Source organism: Hydrogenobacter subterraneus (genome assembly GCF_055390195.1).
On sequence record NZ_AP042473.1, the window covers coordinates 310,215 to 329,089 of the forward strand.

An 18,875-nucleotide genomic window follows, 5' to 3' on the forward strand; every position below is an offset into this window, starting at 1 on the left:
TGAGAATGTTTTTCTTCAGAAATATATTGACAAAAGACATATAAGTGCATATACTTATAAGTGCAACTTATGTTTTTATAAAAAATCCTTATAGGAGGTGTGCTATGAAGGAAGAGGGCTTCTTTCCAAAAGGCGCATTAGCCTTTTTCTTGCTCATGATGGCTTTCTACGCTTTTGTGTGGCTTTCCACTTATTTGGTTATGGTCTCCAGGGGCCAAACCCAGCCATAAGGAGGTGATGCCATGGATAGGGCAGAGAAAACCGCTTTAACCTTAGCAGTAGGACTTATGGCCTTTTTTGCTGCGCTTATAGTCTATGCCGCAAAGGCCCTAAACATTGACGTGCCTACCTGTATTACCGATGTAAAGCCCTTCACAGAAGGCAAAGTTATCCAGCATGCACCCAACAGGTATGAGCTTCACTACCTTGCCAAGATGTGGTACTTTGAGCCTGCAGAGGTGGAAATACCCGCTGGTTCTGTGGTGGATATTTACCTAACAAGTGGTGATGTGATCCACGGCTTTCAGATTGACAACACAAACGTAAACCTCATGGCAGTTCCAGGAACGGTGGCCTATGCAAGGTATAAGTTTGACAAGCCCGGCGTTTATCACATAGTTTGCCATGAGTACTGTGGCATAGGCCATCAGGATATGTCCGCAAAGATAGTAGTTAAATAAGGAGGTGTGCCATGAAGGTGGATAAGACCATAAGAAACATACTTGTGGCGGAGATAGTCTTTCCCATCTTATTGCTTGTCTTTGGTATCTACCATGGCCTTATGCAAGTGCTTTACAGGGCTGGTGTGATAAAGGATATGTCTGTGGCGGGCATTGAATATTATCAAGGCCTTACCCTGCACGGTGTTATAAACGCCATAGTCTTTACAACCATAATCATAGTGGCCCTTGGAAATATTGTATTTCTTTACTACCTTAAAAAGCCTTTGAGGCCTGCTGTCCAATGGCTCTCCCTTATCCTTATGTTTGGTGGCACCCTTATGGCAGCCTGGGCCATGTTTACGGGCAAGGCAAACGTGCTTTACACCTTTTATCCTCCACTTATTGCCCACTGGACTTTCTACCTTGGCGCAGCACTTTTGATAGTAGGTTCCATAGTTCCCCTCTTTTTTGACTGGCTACCCAACTATATAGCATGGAAGAGGGAAAACCCCGGCCAAAAGGTGCCACTTGCGGTCTACGGTATGCTCGTAAACCATATTATGTGGGTCATAATGGTGGTGCCCGTTGTTATAGAGGTGCTTTTCCAACTTCTGCCTTTGTCTTTGGGCCTTGTGCAAGAGATTAACCCATCCTTGGCAAGGACCCTCTTCTGGGCCTTTGGACACCCGGTAGTCTACTTCTGGCTTCTGCCAGCTTATGTGATGCTCTACACAGTGCTTCCTAAAATAGTAACTGGTGAAGGAAAGCTATACTCCGATGGTGCAGCAAGGCTTGTGTTCATTCTCTTCCTAATCCTATCCTTCCCGGTAGGACTTCACCACCAGTTTACAGAACCCGGTATAACCAACAACTACAAGCTCATACATGCTCTCTTTACCTTGGGTGTGGCAGTGCCAAGTATGATAACTGCCTTTACTGTGGCGGCATCCCTTGAGTATTCTATAAAGGCCAAGTATCCAGAAGTTAAAGATTCTTATCTCTACTGGTTGGCAAAAATACCCTACATAAGCCTTGAGGGCAACAAGTGGCTCGTCTCCTACTTTATGGCTGGTCTGTTCTTATTCTTCGTGGGTGGTATAACGGGTATAATCAACGCTTCCTATAACATGAACCAAGTGGTTCACAACACCTCCTTTGTGCCCGGACACTTCCACACCACCGTTGGTGGTCTTGTAACCCTTGTATTCCTTGGCATGTCCCTTTACTTCCTCTCTCAGCTCACCGGAAAGGAGATCAAGTTCAAAGGCTTGGCAGTCTTGGCTCCATGGCTCTGGTGGCAAGGTATGCTTATATTTGAATATGCCATGTCTGTGGCAGGTTTTCATGGCTTCCCAAGGAGGACAAACACGGGCATATCTTACCTAAACCCAGAATCACCCCTCTACAGGCCCGAGTGGGTAGGCTATGCAGAGCTTTCCGTATTTGCCGGCGTGCTTATAGTAGTTGGCTTTGTATTCTGGGCCATCTCCTTCTTTGGAACTCTCTTGTCCCCAGCCACCAAGGAGGCAGACCTTGAAATACCCACCGCTGAAGCCTACCACGATGAGAAGATGCCAGCTCTCCAAAAGCTTACACCTTGGGTGGTCTTTAGCTCACTCCTATTCCTCATATCCTACATACCACCCCTTTACGATGTGACCAAGAGGGGTGTATTCTTTGACTCTCCCGGATATAACGATAAAAACCCAGTTCCTATTACAAAGCCCCAGTCTGCAAAGGAAGACAAGAATGAGAAGGCAGAGCTTAGATGAGGGTTCCGTCGTGCGCCATTTGTTTGGAGGGCTTTTAGCCCTCCTCTTTTTTTATTAACAGCCTTTGCCCAAGAAGGCTCCACTGGCATACCACCCAACGAGGGAAAAACCTTAGAAAACCCCTTGCCCAATGTAAGGCTTATAAACTCCTATGGAGAGGAGTTTGACCTATACAGCTTGAAGGGAAAGCCTATAATTTTAAGCCCAATCTATACCAACTGCTCTTCCGCTTGCCCCATAATTACCGATTCTCTAAAAAAGGCCCTTCCCGGAAGGCCGGGTGAAGACTTTTGGGTAATATCCCTCACTTTTGACCCAACGGACGGCCTTAAAAACATAAAGGATTTTCAAGAAAAGCATGGCTTGGATGGTAAGGGTTGGATTGTGGCTATGGTAAAAAACAAGGAAGACCTGTTTAGGCTTTTGGATGCCATAGATTTTAGGTTTATGTCCATACCGGAAAGTAAGGACTTTGTCCATCCAAACCTATTGGTCTTCATCTCGCCGGATATGAAGATTAAAAAGTATGTGTATGGTGTGGTTTTTGATAAAAGGGAGTTGGAAAAAGCCTTAGATTACGCCAAAGGCAAAGCTCCTCTGTGGGAGAAAGTTCAAAGGTTTCTCTTCTTTATAGCACTTTTGGGGCTTGTATTAACGGGAGTATATACGGTTATCACATTGGCAAAGTATTTGCACAAAAGGGAAGAGGCAAAAAAAGTCTTGCCTTAATTTTTGACTTTGCTTCAAATATTTTGAAAATTTTTGAAACAATGCGCTGGGTGAGAAATTTATTCTCTGTAGTGGCAGGTTTTAAACCTGCCAGATTATAAAGCATCGGGCGGGTCCAAGACCAGTAGATTTTTTATTAGTAGTTGCACGGCATGCCGTGCCTCTACATTTTTTGTCTCATTTATTTTTAGCAAAAATACGCTGGGTGAGAAATTCATACTTTGTAGAGGCATGGTGCACCGCGCTCTTATTGAAATTTAGGTGGATCGGGTCTCACCGGGTGGGTTTGGAACCCTCCCCTACATTTAATTGTCTTAGCAAAATTCTGCTTTAGCCCTCTCCACAATCTCCCTTACCTCGCTTCTTATTTCTCCTTCCCTTGGTCTGTCCAAAAGGCCATCCAGCATATAGCTCCTGTCTTCCTCTTCCAGTTCCTCAAAATCCACAGAGGATAGCACTTCCCTTGCCAAAGGAGTAAGACCCTTTGGAATATCTCTGTTGGACATCCTGCACCAGATAAGGGACCAAGCCCTTGCCAAAGCTATGGGATGGTAGCCTCCACCACCAAGGTAAATGCCCTCCCCTAAAACCTCTCTCACAAGGTCAAAGGCCTTCAAAAAGCCCCAGTTGGAGAGCTCAAACTTGGAGAGATAATCCTCTTTGAGTGTGTCTGTGCCAAGCTGTAATACATAGACTTCTGGCTTGTATGCTTGCGCTATAAGAGGTAGAAGGCTTTCTAAGACAAAGAGGAACTCACTGTCATTTACTCCCTTTGGTAGAGGTATGTTTAGGTTATAGCCCTTTCCCTTTCCTTCTCCCCTCTCCTCCCAAAAGCCCCTTTTGAAGGGAAAGGCATAGGTGGGAGATTGGTGTATGGAAAAGACAAAAACTCTGCCCTCCTGATAGAAAAAGTCTTGAACGCCGTCGCAGTGATGGGCATCAAGGTCTATGTAAAGGACCCTTTTAAAGCCTTTTTCTAACAGGTATTGCAAAACTATTCCAGGGTCGTTTATAAAACAGAAGCCGTTTGCCCTGTCTTTATAAGCGTGGTGCATGCCACCGGCAGGGTTAAAGGCTATATGGCCCTCTAAGAAGAGTTCCACCGCTTGCACGGAAGAGCCTGTGGCAAGAAGGGAACCCTTCCACATGGCTGGAGACACAGGGTTTTCATAATTGCCTATGTTAAACCTTTCTCTGTAATCCTTTTTTACACACATGCACCTGTCGCATTCTTCCAAAGCTCTCAAATACTCCTCATCATGGAATAGCCTTAGCTCTTCCCATCTTGCTTCCCTACTTTCCACAAGCTCTTTTTCCTCTATAAGTTCCATAGCTTTTAACAGTTCAATGAGCAAAGAAACCCTTGGTATTCTGAGGGGATGGTTGTTGGTATATCTTAGCTTCTTATATGCCAAACTACCTACTAATCTCGCTTTCTTTTGCATATTCCTTTACCAGTTTGTGTATTTCTCTGTAGTTTATATCTCCTGCAAGGATGTAGCTCTTTCCTCCATAGTTAAACCTTTTTGATACGGTAATGCAAAAATCGTCCGTTGCCTGAGATATGTATATGTTGGAGATATAAACATCCTCGTAGTTTGCCTTTTTAAAGTATTCCTTTTCCGACCTGTCCGCACCCTTTCTACCAGTTTTTATGGGATAGGTTATCCTCGGGTTTACCACATTGTTGGAAACTTGAAGTCCGCTTTCTCCCATTATATAGAAAAGCTCAAAATAAGGATATTCTTTAAAAAGGTCATATAGTATAAACTCCCAAAGGTCTCTGTCGGACCTTTTTAAAATCTCCACTATTCTTTCAAAATCTTGCTTTATTTTGAGTTTTATCTGATGTATAAATTCCTTTCTTTTATACTCACATAAAACAACGGAAGGCCTTTCATCATAAAATATGAAAAAGGAAGCATCATAAACCCCTTCCATCCTCTTTTTAAGGTCTGAGCTTATCCTAAAAAGCTCTTCAAAGTTGTTAACATCCTTTATTGGTATACAATAACCCCGTATGTAAAGCGGGTTTGCCTCTGCATAAAGCAGTGTAAACTCTTTGTGAAATTCTTCATACAAAGACCTTATATCCTCTTCCTTTACTCTATGCTTTGAAAGAACATAAACCTCCTTCTCCTCGAGGGAAAGGCTTATATCGCCCGGTATGCTATTTTTTATATCCTCGTATAATATCTTTTGAACGCTTTCACCCGCAGAGGTTCCGTAAGCTTCTACAAAGCCTTTTAAAGACTTTATATAAAAGCAATAAAAATAATAATCTTGACCAAAAAGGGACCTTATCTTTTGGAACAAAGGAATGGCAGTTTCCTTAAACAGGCTTATATGATGAAGCACCACATGGTAGAACAAAACACCTATATAAAAGCCTTTTTTGTCTATAAGCAGTATAGGAGATTTTGAAAAGTTAAAAAAGTCCAGAAGATATACAAGCTCATCCGACTTTATTACCACATTTTTTAACTTCATAACAGGATGGACAAGGTCCCCAACTATTAAATTTGGCCTTTGCTGCGCGTTTATAAGGTCAAATTTATAAACAATGCCTACAGGCTTGTTATCCTTTACAACTACTAAAAAATCGTATATGCCATACTCTTCAAAGGTTCTTAGTGCTTCCTTTACTCCAAGGGAAAGCTCTATAATAGGCACGCCCGTTGCCAAGCTGGAAAGCTCTATTTCCTTCATAGGTGTGGTCCAGAAAGGTATCTTCTCTTACTATCTATGGCTACAAAGGCAAGAAGCACAAGTGTGGCTATTATGAAAAGCCTGGCTATTACCACGTAAGTGTTTGTGTCGGATAGAACTTCTGGAGCCTTTACCACACCCCATTGATAAAGGAGGCTCACCAAGAATATAGGCGATACTATGGCAAAGAAGTAAACCACCGCCTTTGGTATTCTTATAAAAACATCCCTTGTAAGCTCATGGTGGAACTTATTTACGCCAAATATCCACACAAATACTATTATCTCCAAAAGGGCAAAAAATACAAGCATAAAAGTACCTGCCCAAAAGTCAAGCTCATCTATGAAACCGGGTAAATAGGCTGATAGAAAAGCACCAAGTACCACCATAAGCATGGAAACATTTACAGCCTTTGTATGGGACCATCTCATCTCATCTTCAAAAAGGGATATTAGAGGCTGAATAAGGGCTAAGGAGGAGGTAAGGGCTGCAATAAAAAGCAAGAAGAACCACACGGCCGAAAGAATACTGCCCAAAGGTAAGGCCATAAGCACGGCTGGCATGGACATGAATCCAAGCCTAAAGGTGCCTTCTTTGGCAAGCTCTGGAACTGCAGAGGCTCCAAACATGGCAAAGGCGGCCGGTATGGCAATGGAGGCACCGATCACCACCTCCACAAACTCATTGAGTCCTGCCGTCCAAAGTCCCGCCTTTAAAACATCTTCTTTAGACTTTACATAGCTGGCGTAGGTGGCTATAGCACCCATGCCAAGAGAGAGGGTGAAGAAGATCTGGCCCGAGGCCTCAAGCCACACATGAGGGTCCCATATTTTGCTGAAATCGGGAGTGTAGATGTATAAAAGCCCTTCAAGACCCTTACCACCCCTGATGGAAAGGGATACTATGGAAAGTAAAAGACCCATTACAAGTAGGGCTGGTATGCCAAACTTTGCGGTAAGTTCTATGCCCTTTACCACTCCCCTCTGAAGGATATACCAGTTTATGGCAAGGGTTAGGATCAAAAAGATTATGGCTATATTAGAGGGTTTGGTATATACTTTGAAAAACTCCACATAGGGCGCCATGGCCGTCTTGGCGTCTTGGCCTATAACCGGTTCTGGCATCTGGCCAAAGAGGGAAAGTACTGCAAAGCCCAAGGTCCACGACTCAATGTATATGTAATAGCAAACTATAAGGAAGGGTATGGCAACACCAAGGGAACCAAGGACCCTCGCCCAGTTGGCATGATGAAAGAGTGATCCCATAATGCCCGTCATGGAACCATGTCCCTTAGAGCCTGCATACCTTCCTATAATCCACTCAAGGATCATGAGTGGCAGGCCTAAAAGGAAGAAGGAGACAAAGTAAGGGATCATAAAGGCACCACCACCATAGAGGGCTACTTTGGAAGGAAACCTCAAAAGGTTTCCCAAGCCTATGGCGTTGCCGGCGGCGGCAAAGATTAGGCCTATCTTTGAGGCCCAAGTCTCCCTTTTCTTCATAGTTTTAGCCCCCTAATCCTCTCAACGGCCTCCAAAAGCCTTTCCGTTGGCACTGTTAAAGATATTCTAAAGTATCCTTCTCCATACTGTCCAAAGCCGTTGCCCGGCGTGCATACAATACCACACTTATCCAAAAGTAAGGATACAAACTCTGCGGAAGTGTAGCCCTTTGGCACCTTTACCCAAAGGTAGAAAGTGGCATCGGATTTATAGACCTCAAGCCCCACATCCTCAAGGGCCTTAATCATGGCACTCCTTCTTTCTTTGTATACGTCCCTTATCTTTTGAACTTCTTCTTCGGGTAGGCTTAGCGCCGTAATGCCAGCCTCTTGAATTGCTTGAAACTGTCCCGAATCCACGTTTGTTTTTACTTTTCCAAGGCCGGCTATTAGGTCCTTGTTGCCCACGGCCATTCCAAGGCGCCAGCCTGTCATATTAAAGGTCTTTGAGAGGGAGTGAAACTCTATGGCCACCTCCTTTGCTCCATCTACCTGAAGGATGGACATGGGCTTTTTATCGCCGAAGTATATCTCCGAATAGGCAAGGTCTGAGGCAACTATTATGTTGTTTTCCCTTGCCCAATCTATAAGCTCTCTGTAGAAGCTTTCCTCTGCCACCGCAGAGGTGGGGTTATTGGGATAATTTACCCATATGATCTTTGCCCTCTTTAGGATATCTTTTGGTACGCTTTTAAAGTCTGGAAGAAAGCCGTTTTCTTCCTTTAGGGGTAGTATGTAAGGTTCACCGCCTGCAAAGATAGTTCCTATCTTGTAGACTGGATAGGCTGGGTCTGGGCAGAGGACCACATCACCGGGGTTTACAAAGGCAAGGGGGAAGTGGGCGATTCCTTCCTTAGAGCCTATGAGAGTAACTATTTCTGTGTTTGGGTCCAAATCTACACCAAAGCGCCTTTTATACCAGTTTGCCACCGCCTGTCTAAAGGAAAGCATGCCCTCATAAGAAGGATATCTGTGATGTTCTGGCTTTTCCACAGCCCTTTTCATAGCCTCCACTATGGGCTGTGGCGTGGGTATGTCTGGGTCTCCTACTCCGAGGTCAATTAAATCCACTCCTTGCTGTAGCTTTTCCCTCTTTTTTTGGTCAATCTGAGCAAAGAGATAGGGTGGAAGGGTCTTTATCCTCTGGGCATACTCAAACATCCGCATACCTCCTTTTAGTAAGAAATGAAATGTTTTTATTATAAACAGCTTTTAGGTCAAAAGCTCTTTCGGAATGGGTCCAAGCCTTTTTAATTTTTTCTCTATGATATCTTTTGAATACTTTTCAAGGTAGTAGACTATGGTTTCTACCCTTATCTTTACACTACCCGCCGGCTTTGTCTCATCCAGTTCTCCAAACTTAAAGTAAAGGGTGCCAGAGCTTTCCACAATCTTTTGGACTGGTGTAAAGGTGGGCTGGTCCATGCCGCATTCGTAGCTGGAGAGCCTTATAACGCCTGTTATCCAAGGAAGCCTTGCGGAGAACTTGGCACCCCATATGATCTCGTTGGTGTTGGAGCTGTATGAAGATGTCCAAACGTCTGATATGTCAAAGGGGCTTTTTATTATGCCAGCTCTTATCTCCTTTCCAAAGAGCCAGTCCAGAAGCCAATCATCTAAGGGAAGGTAATTGTACCAAAGGACAGGGTAGCCATAGGGCTGGAACTCTGCGTCTATCTCATGGCCTATGCCCGGGTCCATGTGGTATGGCCTGGCAAGCACAAGCAAGGCAGGCCTTTGATTCTTGGCACACCATTTTATGATCTCAAGGCTCTTTTCCCTCATCCTTTTCTCAAAATCTGAAAGGGCTCTAAAACCTTCTTCCACAGCTTTTGCAGTCTCCTCAAGACTCAGGCCCGGTATAACCTCTTTTAAAGACTCCCAAAGGTATTTGGGCAAGAGCTCTGGCTCTCCAAAGGGAACAAAGGGAGAGACAAGGCTTATACCCCTTTGGGAGAACTCATCCCTTTCCCTTGTAAAACCAGCCCTTATGTTCTCCACGCTCATCATTACTCGGGTGCAAGATAGGGTATCTACCACATGACCCCTCAAAAAGGAAGGTAAGGAATAGATCATGGGTACAAAGAGAAGGTTTATATCCTTATATAGCAGTTCTCCCATATGTCCTGCAAGGGCTTTTACCGGATAGCAGGAGTCCATAGTTATCCTACCTTTTCCGTATGTTCTGTATTGTTCTTCCGAGGTGTCTGAACTGAAAATTATCTTACCTACGCCAAGGGCTTTAAAGAAGCCCACCCAAAACTGGTGGGTCCCCCAGATGTTCAAAAACTTAGGTATACCCACCCTAATGTACCTTCTGTCTTGCTGGGACCCTAAAGGCCTCCTTTTTAACAAGATCAGCGATGTTAGGAAACTCATTTTTTACCCTCTCCATCCTTTCTCTTACCACCTTTAGCTCCTTTTCATCCTCCACAAGGCCCTTTGGACAGGCGTTATTAACGATAAGCCTTACCCATCCCGGTGGCAGGGGTACCTTGCTCCAGGGCCTTCCTTCCCCTTCTCCAATATGAGCGTCTATAAAGCTTCTCTGGCAGTTTATAGGACACCAATGGCACACCGTATCTTTGGAGGTGGTGGCCTTGTAGGTAAGCCCTTCTATAGTGGAAAAGCCTCTGAAGTTGGTTTTTCCATGCCTTTGATAATGCTCTAAGGCTATAAGTGCTGCGCCTATGGCGCCAGCCTCACCTGAATAAGGATGCACATAGATTTCAGCCTCTGGCACCTTGGACTTTATAAAGTCTATCTGAGATTTAACCACCGCAAGGTTTTTGTGCGTTCCACCTTGTAGGATAAACTTTTTGCCCACCTGAGCCAGGTTGTTTATGTTGCCCGCATAGACCCACACGTTCAAAGGCAAAACGTGGCAAAGGCCTGCCAAAATCTCTTCCGCCTTCCAGCCCTTCCTCTGCTGGTTTACTATGTCGCTCTGGAGAAAAACGCCACAGCCCATGGTGAAGTTGGGCATGGCCTTGGCTGAGAAGGCCCTATCCGCTATCTCCTCCAAAGGTATGTTAAACCTCTCTGCCACACCCTGAAGGAAGGCACCATTGCCAGAAGAACATTGAGAATTTAGCCTAAAGTCTACCACAGAGCCTTGCCTGAGTATCATGATCTTTACATCCACACCGCCCACATCGCATATGCAGTCCGCATCGGGGAAGAAGTGAAGGCCAGCGGTGGCATGAGCCACCGTTTCTACCACAGCCACATCCGCACCCAGAACATCTTTGAGTAGGTCCTTGCCATAGCCCGTTAGGCCAAGAGCCAAAACCTTCCCATCACCAAGATAATCCCTTATCCTTCTAAATATCTCCTTTGCATCCTCTATAGGGTTTCCTTTGCTCAATGTGTAGCAAGAGAAAACTATCTCCTTCTGAGGCGTTATGCATACAGCCTTTGCCGTTGTGGAACCAAAATCACAGCCTATTATAACCTCTCTTGCCTTCTTTGGCACTATGCGGTTTTCCACAACGTAAGAATACTTTCTCTTGAACTCCTCAAGCTCTTCTTCTGAGCTTACAAGCCCCCTCTTTCCTTCCTTTAACTTCTGCTCATACTGACCCTCTTCCACCCACCACCTTAGCCTCTCATGACCCGTATAAGTTCCTCCCTCCTCCTCAAGGGCTGTAAAGACACAGCCAAGGCTGGCATAGTAGAGGGAGTTTTCCGGCACTATTACAAGCTTTTCCATATCCTCCTTGCTAAAGTCTCCCACACCCCTTTCCTTCCAAAGCCTTTGAAGGTGAACCCTCCACGCCTGCTGAAGGCCCTTAAAGAAGAGGTTGGGACCACCTAAAAGAAGGACCTTTGGAAGGGGAGTGTTTCCTTTTGTGAGCTGGGCCAAATTTTGATAGACAACGGCCTCAAAGAGGGAAGCTATGATCTCTTCCACTGGAACGCCCGCCTTTACAAGGGAGTTTACATCTGCCTCTGCAAAGATGCCACACTTGGAGCTTATGCGGTGGAGCGTATAGCCCTCATAGTCCATCTGAGATAGCTCTTCTGGTGGTATGCCAAGCTTTCTGCCCACCTTTTCTATAAAGGTGCCCGTGCCTCCAGCGCATACATTCTGCATATACACCTGCCTGTTCCTTTTTCCCTCCTGCTCCTTTATAAAGATGGTCTTCATGTCCTCTCCGCCTATCTCGCTCACAAACCTCACGTCGGGATGCAACCTTTCCACCGCCGTGGCAACGGCCACCACCTCCTGCACAAACCTTGCACCTACGAGGCTTCCTATAAAGCCACCACCGGAGCCTGTTATATAAACCCTATCCCTTCCATGCCTTAAGCCATATTGACCTTCCAGCCTTAGGAGAAACTCCAATACCTTTTCCGCCTGCTTTGTGTTGTGCCTCTCATAGGCCTTGTCAAGGATGTTCCCTTTTTCATCCGTCAAAACATACTTACAGGTGGTGCTTCCCACATCTATACCAAGCAAAAGCATGGCTACCCCCTACCCATAAGCTTGGCCACATGCATCACATAGTTGCTGGCAGTGCCCGCATACCCGTAGTGAGGCACCTTATAGGTAGCTTTCCTTAGCTCTGGATGTTCCTCCTCAAAGTTCCTTATATCTTCTACGGTTAAGCCTGTCCTTTCTAGCACCTCTTCAAACTCCTCCCTTGCCCTCCTTTTTGCCTCCGTTAGTATCATCTGACATCTTGAGTAGGCATGTACCTCCGCATCTCCCTTTATCTCAATGGGTGCATAGAGGAGGTCTGGGTAGTCTCCCAAAACCTTTGCCATAGCTCCTATGGACATGGTATTGGGCAAGCACCCATAGGGAGAAAGCTCGCATATCATATGGGCTTGTTTTCTCTTGTAGGCATACAGGGCCTTCCCTATTAGCATGTGGCCCTCCCCACCGGTAAGCCTGTAGTAAAAGTATGGCCTTGCCAGCTCTTTCAACTGCCTTTGGTCTGGCAGTGGGTTTGGTATGTTGTTTAAGGCCTTCCTTAGCCTGTTATATACAAACCTGTAAAGGTAGGCTATGGTGCCTACGGCGCTTTTCTTAAGGTAATACTTTTTGACAAAGCCCTTGGCATCCTCAAGCTTGAAAAGCTCCATGTTTATAAGGTAGTCCATCCAAACAGCTATAGGTGGTGGGATCACCTCCGCCCCTTCCCTTTCCAGCCACCTCTTTATGTTGTAGTTTCCATCCCCCTCATGGGTCTGAAGCCAAAACTCGCCCGTTATTTTAACCTTTGGCTTTACCCTTAACCTGTCTACCTCCACCTCATCCCAAAGGCTTTTTACTTTTTTCAAAGCCTTTACAAAATAGTCTGTAAACACATGCCAAAGGAGAGAATCCAGCTTTTTGCCCTTTATGGGCCTGTTTTTTAGCCTCTCATAGAGCAGTTCTATGCTCTCTTTTACCACCCTGTCCGTTTGCCCTTCCCTTACTTCATAAGGTCTTGTGGCATACTCCATATCGGTTATAAGGTCTCCCAAAAACATGGCGTATATAAGCCCAAAGGTCAAAGGCATGTTTATCTCAAGGCCACCCCCCGGCGCAGACTGCTCCATCTGAAGTAGGTCCAAAAGGAATAACCTAAAGTCCCTAAGGTTTAAGCCCTCAAGGACCCTCTCATAAGACTCATGGTATTGGCCAAATCTACAAGGTCCGCAGGCACCTACCGTGACAAAAAGATAATTGTTTTTTACAGCCTCCTCACCTTCTTTTTCCTTGATGCTTATAAGCGTCCTTGCCAAGTTGCCCGCAGTAAAAGTAGTGGGACAGCATGCGCCCACATCTATGTATTCCTTTCCAATATCCAGGTCCACCCTCTCTATGTTGGGCAAAGGCTGTGCCTTATAACCCATCCTCTCCAGAGAGCCTTGTATCAATCTTTCGTGCTTCCAAGTTAGGCCTCCAAAGAGTATGGTGGTGTGAGGCCTTTCCTCCTTTGTAAAGGGTCTTGGCCTGTAAGCTCTATAGTGAACCTCCCTTGTTTCCATAATAACCCTCCTTGAGTTTTTAAGAAAATTTATACCTTAGAGGTAAGATTTCCTTATGGCTTTTATCATATGCTATAATACCATCATGCCAAAAAGAGTTATCCTTGCCTATTCCGGTGGTTTGGATACATCTGTAATAGTGCGATGGCTCACCGATAGGGGCTATGAGGTCATAACCTACACGGCCGATGTGGGCCAAGGTGAAGAGCTTTCTGAAATTCCCTCCAAGGCAAAGGCCTCTGGGGCCGTAGAGGCCATAGTGGAGGACCTAAAGGAGGAGTTTGCAAGAGAATACTGCCTTCCTACCCTTAGGGCCTTGGCCCTCTATGAGGGCAAATATCCTCTTACCGCAAGCCTCTCAAGGCCCCTTATTGCCAAAAAGCTTGTAGAGTATGCGGAAAAGTTTGGTGCAGACTATGTGGCCCATGGCTCCACCGGTAAGGGAAACGACCAGGTTAGGTTTGAGCTTTCTGTCTGGGCCCTAAATCCGGACATTGAAGTGTTGGCACCGGTTAGAGAGTGGGAATTCAAATCCAGAGAAGAAGAAGTAGAGTATGCCCTAAGGCACCAAATACCCGTAAAAGCCACAAAGGACAAGCCCTATTCCATAGACAAAAACCTTTGGGGAATATCTATTGAATGTGGACCTTTGGAGGACCCATGGGAGGAGCCACCAGAAGACGCCTTTGAATGGACACAAAGCCCTCAAAAGGCTCCAGAGGGGCCAGAGTATATAGAGATAGAGTTTGAGGAGGGTGTGCCAGTTGGCATAAAGGGCAAAAGGTATGAAAATCTTAGCCAGCTTATCCTTGACCTCAACGCCATAGCAGGAAGGCATGGCATAGGCAGGATAGATATGGTGGAAAACAGGCTTGTGGGCATAAAGAGCAGGGAGGTGTATGAAGCCCCCGGCGCAACGGTGCTCTACGAGGCCTACAGGGACCTCCTTTCCCTCGTGCTTGACCGCTTTACCTTCCACTACTTTTTGACACATATCCCCCATGAGTATGCCAAGGTAGTCTATGAAGGCCTTTGGTTTTCGCCTTTGAGAGAGGCTTTGGATGCCTTTACCTCAAGGCTTGCCAAGTATGTAAGTGGTAAAGTAAGGCTAAAGCTTTACAAGGGCCATGTGCAGGTGGTAGGAAGGACATCACCCAACAGCCTTTATGTGGAGGACCTTGCCACCTACTCAGAAAAGGATGCCTTTGACCACAAGGCTGGCGCCAACTTTACCAAGGTATTTGGCCTGCCACTAAAGGTCTTGGGAAGGGTAAGGAAAAGATGATGCTTATAGCGGTGCCTCTTTCGGACAAAAACTTTGAGGATAACCTAAGGCTTTGCAAAGAAGAGGGTGCGGACATAATAGAGCTTAGGGTGGACCTCTTTGAAAACAAAAGCCCAGACTTTGTGCTTGAATGCATAAAAAAAGTCCAAGGCATAGGCCTTAAGACCATACTAACTGTAAGGAGTGAGAAGGAAGGAGGCTCAAAGGTAGAAAACAGGCTGGACATATTCAAGGCCTGCTCACCTCTAAGCCACTATACAGATATAGAACTCTCCTCTCAAGATATCCTTCCCTATGTAAGGGAAATAGTCAAAAGCTCTGGTAAAAAGCTTATCATCTCTTACCACAACTTTGAACTTACACCACCCAATTGGATACTGAGGGAGGTCCTTAGAGAAGCAAAAAGGTGGTCTGCGGACATTGTAAAGATAGCGGTGAAGGCCAACTCTTATGAGGATACGGCAAGGCTTTTGTGCCTTGGAAAGGAAGAGGAGGGAGAAAAGATACTCATAGCCATGGGGGACTATGGAAAAGTGTCAAGGGTGGCTGGCTTTGTCTTTGGCTCTGTTATAACCTACTCCTTTGTGGGCTCTGCTGTAGCGCCTGGGCAGATAGAATTGAAGGAGATGGTAAGGCTTAGGTCTCTCCTTTTCTCTTAAGGTCTATAAACTCCACCTCCTTATAGTAGGTGGGCTTAAAGAATATCCAATGTTTTAAGTTCTCCGGAGTTTTTGAATAGCAAACCTCGCATAGAAGCCCCTCTTGCGTTATCTTTGAGTTGTCATCACAGCAGTCTGTAAGGTTCCAAAACTCGTAGTTGTCATGAAAAATGAGCTTGCCACAAGATAGACACTCATAGAGCCTACAGCCCTTTGAGGCCAAAAACTCCTCAAGCTCCATATCTTCCGGCAGGCTTTCAAGCTCAAAGACGTTCTTTAAAAACTCCTTCTGTCTTTCTTCAAGCTCTCTTATCCTCATGGTTTCACCTAAGGAGGGAAATCTTTTCAAAAACGCCCTTTACATAGTCCCAGTTGTTTGCCTTTAGCCCGTTGTATGCTTTGACAGCCATCACCCAGTTTCCAAACCTTTTAAAGTTCTCATAGAGTATTCTCGCGCCTATCTCTATGTTGGTCTCTATATCATAAAGCTGGTCTGGGTTTTCTATGCCATACTCCTTCATAAGCCTTAAGTTGTGCTGGTAATTGACCTGCATAAGGCCCCTATCCTCTGTGCCGTCCTTGTTTTTGTTGTATGCCCTTGGGTTAAAGTTGCTCTCCTGCTTTATGATGGCGAGGATTAACTCTTTTGGTATGGAGTATTTTTGTGAGACTTCCTCCACCTTTGCCCTTACTCTGGCCTCTATGGGTATATTTTCCTTAAATTCTTTGTTTTTAAGACCCTCAACGGCAGACTGAAGATAAAAGCTAAAGTCTTCTTTTGGCTTTATGTGTTCTTCCCTTGTGGTCTTAAGCTCCAGCTTCCAGCCTTCCACTCTCATACCTTTTCCCCTTACACTCTGAACATATGCCAAAGACCTCAAGCCTGTGGTTTAAGGGAGTAAAGTCATACTCTTCGCATACTCTATCTTGGAGCTCCTCTATCTCTTCCTTGTAAAACTCTATTATCTTCCCACATTCAACGCAAATAAGATGCTCATGATGGGGCTTTCCTGCCACAAACTCGTATATGGTCCTGTTTCCAAGCTTTATAACCTCCCTTATGGCTCCAAACTCTTGAAGAAGTCTGACCGTTCTATAAACGGTGGACCTACTGGCTATGGACCTGTCTTGATTGGCTATCCACCTTACAAGCTCCTCTATCTCAAAGTGGGGACCATAATTGGCTATCTTATCAATTATCTCAAACCTGCCCTTTGTTACCTTATACCCCCTCTGTCTTAAAAACTGCTCAAATTTACTTTTTAACTCCTCCAACTGCATGGCATATAATATAAGCTAAATGAATATCATTTTCAACAGGAGGTTTAGATGAAAAAGCCCAACTTGACCCTTTACCTTGTAACAGATGATAGATACTTTCAAGACAGGGACCTTGTTTCCACCATAGAGTCTGCCATAAGGGGTGGCATAACGGCCCTTCAGTATAGGTTCAAAAACAAAAGCACAAGGCAGATGTATGAGGAGCTTTTGGTGCTAAGAGAACTCACCAGAAGGTATGGTGTGGACCTGGTGGTAAACGACAGAGTGGACCTTGCCCTCGCTGTGGAGGCCGACGGCGTACATGTGGGACAGGAGGACCTGCCACCCGATGTGGTAAGAAAGCTTGTGGGAGACAAGATGTACATAGGCTATTCGGTCAACTCGGTGGACAAGCTAAGAGAAGTGGAGCATCTTCCCATAGACTACATAGGCTTTGGCTCTGTTTATGAGACTACCACAAAGGAAAACTACAAGCTCGTTGGACTTGAGGGCCTTCGCCAAGCTGTAAAGCTCACTTCCAAGCCCGTAGTGGCCATAGGCGGTATAACCCATTACAGGGTGGGAGAGGTGCTACAGGCTGGCGCAAAGGGTATAGCTGTAGTCTCGGCCATCCTTGGCTTTGAGGATGTGGAAAAGGCCACAAGGAGCCTTGTGGAGGCCATGAAAAGCTACTACAGGAAGGCTATGCATGAAGGTTTTATATCTCCTTGACGGCTCTGCCTTTCTTTATAGGAGCTTTTTTGCCCTACCTCCCCTCTCTACTTCAAAGGGCTTTCCCACCGGCGCCATATACGGCTTTATGAGGGCCATCTTTGCCCTTCTGAAGACAGAGAAGCCTGTCTATTTTGCCATAGCCTTTGACCTTCCGGCGCCTACAAAAAGGGAAAGCCTATACAGGGAATACAAGGCCAAAAGGCCCACCATGCCAGACCCACTAAAGGTGCAAATACCGGTTATAAAGGAGCTTGTGGACCTTCTTGGCATCAAAAGGTATGAGATAGAGGGCTATGAGGCGGACGATATAATAGCCACACTGGCTTTGAGGGCCCTTGAAAAGGGCTTTTCTGTAAAGGTCTACTCTCCAGACAAGGACATAATGCAATTGGTAGGCGATAGGCTTGTGGTGATAAACCCCATAAGCGGTGAGGTCTTTGACAAAAAGAAGGTTTTGGAAAAGTTTGGAGTTCCACCGGAAAAGCTAAAGGACTATTTGGCCCTTGTGGGCGATAAGGTGGACAACATAGAAGGAGTAAAAGGCGTTGGACCAAAGACGGCCATAAGGCTACTCCAACAGTATGGAAGCGTGGAAAACATACTAAGAAATTGGGAGGACTTTAGTCTGTCCTTTCCTCAAGCAAAGAAGGAAGACCTTGAGCTTGCCTTAGCTTTGCTTGAGCTACACACGGTTGAGGGCCTTGACTTTGATGAAGAAAGTTTAAAGCTAAAGGAGCCGAACATACCAGCCCTAAGAAAGAAGTTTGAAGAGCTTGAGATGAAAAGCCTTATAAAGGAGCTGGAAAACCTTTCAAAGAGGGTAGCCCAAAAGAGCCTCTTCTAAAAGCTTTGGTTGAACCTCTCATAAAGGCTATCCAAGGACCTTATGAGGTTTGAGTAGGTCTCGTGGGCCCTGTGAGTTTGTATAAGGTTTGCCATTTCAAGTATAGGGTTCACGTTGGACATTTCAAGGTAGCCTTGAAGCACTCTGAAGTTCTGCGCTGGCTGAGGCTGGCCCAGAAAGAGGTCCCTTCCCACCTTTTGAGGGTTTTCAAGCCTGAAGATGCCAAGGGTTGCCACCTGCACGTTGTTTACAAAGACAGAACCATCCCTTCCAAAGGTAGGCACTCCCTCAAGCCTTATTTCATTCAAGTTCTGGTCAAGGACTCTATAGCCAAGCTCGTTTACCAAAAAGCCGTCATTATCAAGCCTGAAGTTTCCCTTCCTTGTATAAAAAACCTCTTGCCCTCTCCTTACAGCAAAAAAGCCCTCACCCTCTATAGCAAGGTCAAGGGGGTTGGAAGTCTGCCTTATAGAGCCTTGAGAGAGGTCTGTAAAGACCCTTTCTATTATGGGATAAAGGAAGTTGTTGTTTGGGTTTTGAGGGTCCGTATCCATTACCCTCTGACCCATTGGTGTTTCCCAAAGGCTTGCAAACATAAGGTCCTTTTTAAAGGCAGGTGTATCCACGTTGGCAAGGTTGTTGGTAATGGTTTCAAGCTTTCTCTGCTGGAGGAGCATACCGCTTGAGAGGATATAAAGGGGCTGGTATTCTATAGCCATATCTTCCCTCCTTCCTGT

Annotated in this window: 19 protein-coding genes; 8 read left to right on the forward strand and 11 right to left on the reverse strand. The window is 45.5% G+C overall.

Translation table 11 applies throughout. The annotated features are described in order from the left end of the window. Nucleotides 1–104: 104 nt before the first annotated feature. The 4 genes from ACZ5GB_RS01775 to ACZ5GB_RS01790 all read left to right on the forward strand — a co-directional run bounded on the left by ACZ5GB_RS01775 (nt 105) and on the right by ACZ5GB_RS01790 (nt 3,163). Nucleotides 105–230, forward strand: a complete 126-nt coding sequence (locus ACZ5GB_RS01775; protein WP_464327278.1) for a hypothetical protein — start codon at nt 105–107, stop codon at nt 228–230. Between the two features lie 12 nt (nt 231–242). Beyond that, nucleotides 243–680 (forward strand): cytochrome c oxidase subunit II, encoded by a 438-nt coding sequence (locus ACZ5GB_RS01780; RefSeq protein WP_464327279.1) that lies wholly within the window; start codon nt 243–245, stop codon nt 678–680. 11 nt (nt 681–691) lie between these two features. Beyond that, nucleotides 692–2,434 (forward strand): cbb3-type cytochrome c oxidase subunit I, encoded by a 1,743-nt coding sequence (locus ACZ5GB_RS01785; protein ID WP_464327280.1) that lies wholly within the window; start codon nt 692–694, stop codon nt 2,432–2,434. Nucleotides 2,435–2,557: 123 nt separating this feature from the next. Further along, a complete protein-coding gene (locus tag ACZ5GB_RS01790) occupies nt 2,558–3,163 on the forward strand; it encodes an SCO family protein (protein ID WP_464327281.1) in 606 nt (201 codons plus the stop codon). Nucleotides 3,164–3,477: 314 nt separating this feature from the next. Here ACZ5GB_RS01790 and ACZ5GB_RS01795 read toward each other — a convergent pair whose 3' ends face one another. The 7 genes from ACZ5GB_RS01795 to ACZ5GB_RS01825 are packed head-to-tail and all read right to left on the reverse strand — an operon-like array spanning nt 3,478 to nt 13,355. Beyond that, nucleotides 3,478–4,608: an acetoin utilization protein AcuC gene (locus tag ACZ5GB_RS01795; protein ID WP_464327282.1), complete on the reverse strand. Its 1,131-nt coding sequence runs from the start codon at nt 4,606–4,608 to the stop codon at nt 3,478–3,480. Next, nucleotides 4,580–5,872 carry a CBS domain-containing protein gene (locus ACZ5GB_RS01800; protein WP_464327283.1) on the reverse strand — a complete coding sequence of 431 codons (1,293 nt, stop codon included), beginning with the start codon at nt 5,870–5,872 and terminating at the stop codon, nt 4,580–4,582. The genes ACZ5GB_RS01795 and ACZ5GB_RS01800 overlap by 29 nt, the downstream gene beginning before the upstream one ends. Next, the gene (locus ACZ5GB_RS01805) at nt 5,869–7,374 is read right to left on the reverse strand and encodes a sodium-dependent transporter (RefSeq protein ID WP_464327284.1); all 1,506 of its coding nucleotides are present in this window, start codon (nt 7,372–7,374) and stop codon (nt 5,869–5,871) included. The genes ACZ5GB_RS01800 and ACZ5GB_RS01805 overlap by 4 nt, the downstream gene beginning before the upstream one ends. Next, on the reverse strand, nt 7,371–8,534 hold the full coding sequence (locus tag ACZ5GB_RS01810; protein ID WP_464327285.1) for an LL-diaminopimelate aminotransferase: 1,164 nt from the start codon (nt 8,532–8,534) through the stop codon (nt 7,371–7,373). Before ACZ5GB_RS01810 ends, ACZ5GB_RS01805 begins: the two co-directional genes overlap by 4 nt. A 51-nt stretch (nt 8,535–8,585) precedes the next feature. Next, complete coding sequence (locus ACZ5GB_RS01815) at nt 8,586–9,677, reverse strand: acyl-CoA dehydratase activase-related protein (RefSeq protein ID WP_464327286.1); 1,092 nt, start codon at nt 9,675–9,677, stop codon at nt 8,586–8,588. Between the two features lies 1 nt (nt 9,678). Next, nucleotides 9,679–11,841: a BadF/BadG/BcrA/BcrD ATPase family protein gene (locus ACZ5GB_RS01820; RefSeq protein WP_464327287.1), complete on the reverse strand. Its 2,163-nt coding sequence runs from the start codon at nt 11,839–11,841 to the stop codon at nt 9,679–9,681. A 2-nt stretch (nt 11,842–11,843) separates the two neighbouring features. Continuing rightward, nucleotides 11,844–13,355 carry a hypothetical protein gene (locus ACZ5GB_RS01825; RefSeq protein ID WP_464327288.1) on the reverse strand — a complete coding sequence of 504 codons (1,512 nt, stop codon included), beginning with the start codon at nt 13,353–13,355 and terminating at the stop codon, nt 11,844–11,846. Nucleotides 13,356–13,440: 85 nt separating this feature from the next. Between ACZ5GB_RS01825 and ACZ5GB_RS01830 the strand changes: the two genes are divergently transcribed. Then, nucleotides 13,441–14,640: an argininosuccinate synthase gene (locus tag ACZ5GB_RS01830; RefSeq protein ID WP_464327289.1), complete on the forward strand. Its 1,200-nt coding sequence runs from the start codon at nt 13,441–13,443 to the stop codon at nt 14,638–14,640. Beyond that, nucleotides 14,640–15,299 (forward strand): type I 3-dehydroquinate dehydratase, encoded by a 660-nt coding sequence (gene aroD / locus ACZ5GB_RS01835; RefSeq protein WP_464327807.1) that lies wholly within the window; start codon nt 14,640–14,642, stop codon nt 15,297–15,299. Before ACZ5GB_RS01830 ends, aroD begins: the two co-directional genes overlap by 1 nt. On the opposite strand, the gene ACZ5GB_RS01840 is transcribed toward aroD, so the two are convergent. From ACZ5GB_RS01840 to ACZ5GB_RS01850, 3 genes are read right to left on the reverse strand one after another with little or no spacing between them, the layout of a single operon-like run. After that, nucleotides 15,277–15,618, reverse strand: a complete 342-nt coding sequence (locus tag ACZ5GB_RS01840; RefSeq protein ID WP_464327290.1) for a hypothetical protein — start codon at nt 15,616–15,618, stop codon at nt 15,277–15,279. The two genes, aroD and ACZ5GB_RS01840, sit on opposite strands and share 23 nt — an antisense overlap. 4 nt (nt 15,619–15,622) lie before the next feature. Next, nucleotides 15,623–16,138, reverse strand: coding sequence for a lytic transglycosylase domain-containing protein (locus ACZ5GB_RS01845; protein WP_464327291.1), 516 nt, complete (start codon nt 16,136–16,138; stop codon nt 15,623–15,625). Beyond that, entirely contained in the window at nt 16,107–16,580 is a 474-nt protein-coding gene (locus tag ACZ5GB_RS01850) for a Fur family transcriptional regulator (protein ID WP_464327292.1), read from the reverse strand. The genes ACZ5GB_RS01845 and ACZ5GB_RS01850 overlap by 32 nt, the downstream gene beginning before the upstream one ends. A 48-nt stretch (nt 16,581–16,628) precedes the next feature. On the opposite strand from ACZ5GB_RS01850, the gene thiE reads away from it, so the two are divergent. Then, nucleotides 16,629–17,291 (forward strand): thiamine phosphate synthase, encoded by a 663-nt coding sequence (thiE, locus tag ACZ5GB_RS01855; protein WP_464327293.1) that lies wholly within the window; start codon nt 16,629–16,631, stop codon nt 17,289–17,291. Next, entirely contained in the window at nt 17,269–18,138 is an 870-nt protein-coding gene (locus tag ACZ5GB_RS01860) for a 5'-3' exonuclease (RefSeq protein WP_464327294.1), read from the forward strand. The genes thiE and ACZ5GB_RS01860 overlap by 23 nt, the downstream gene beginning before the upstream one ends. Here the strand turns inward: ACZ5GB_RS01860 and ACZ5GB_RS01865 are convergent. Then, nucleotides 18,135–18,857 (reverse strand): flagellar hook-basal body protein, encoded by a 723-nt coding sequence (locus tag ACZ5GB_RS01865; RefSeq protein ID WP_464327295.1) that lies wholly within the window; start codon nt 18,855–18,857, stop codon nt 18,135–18,137. The genes ACZ5GB_RS01860 and ACZ5GB_RS01865 overlap by 4 nt on opposite strands. Nucleotides 18,858–18,875 lie beyond the last annotated feature (18 nt).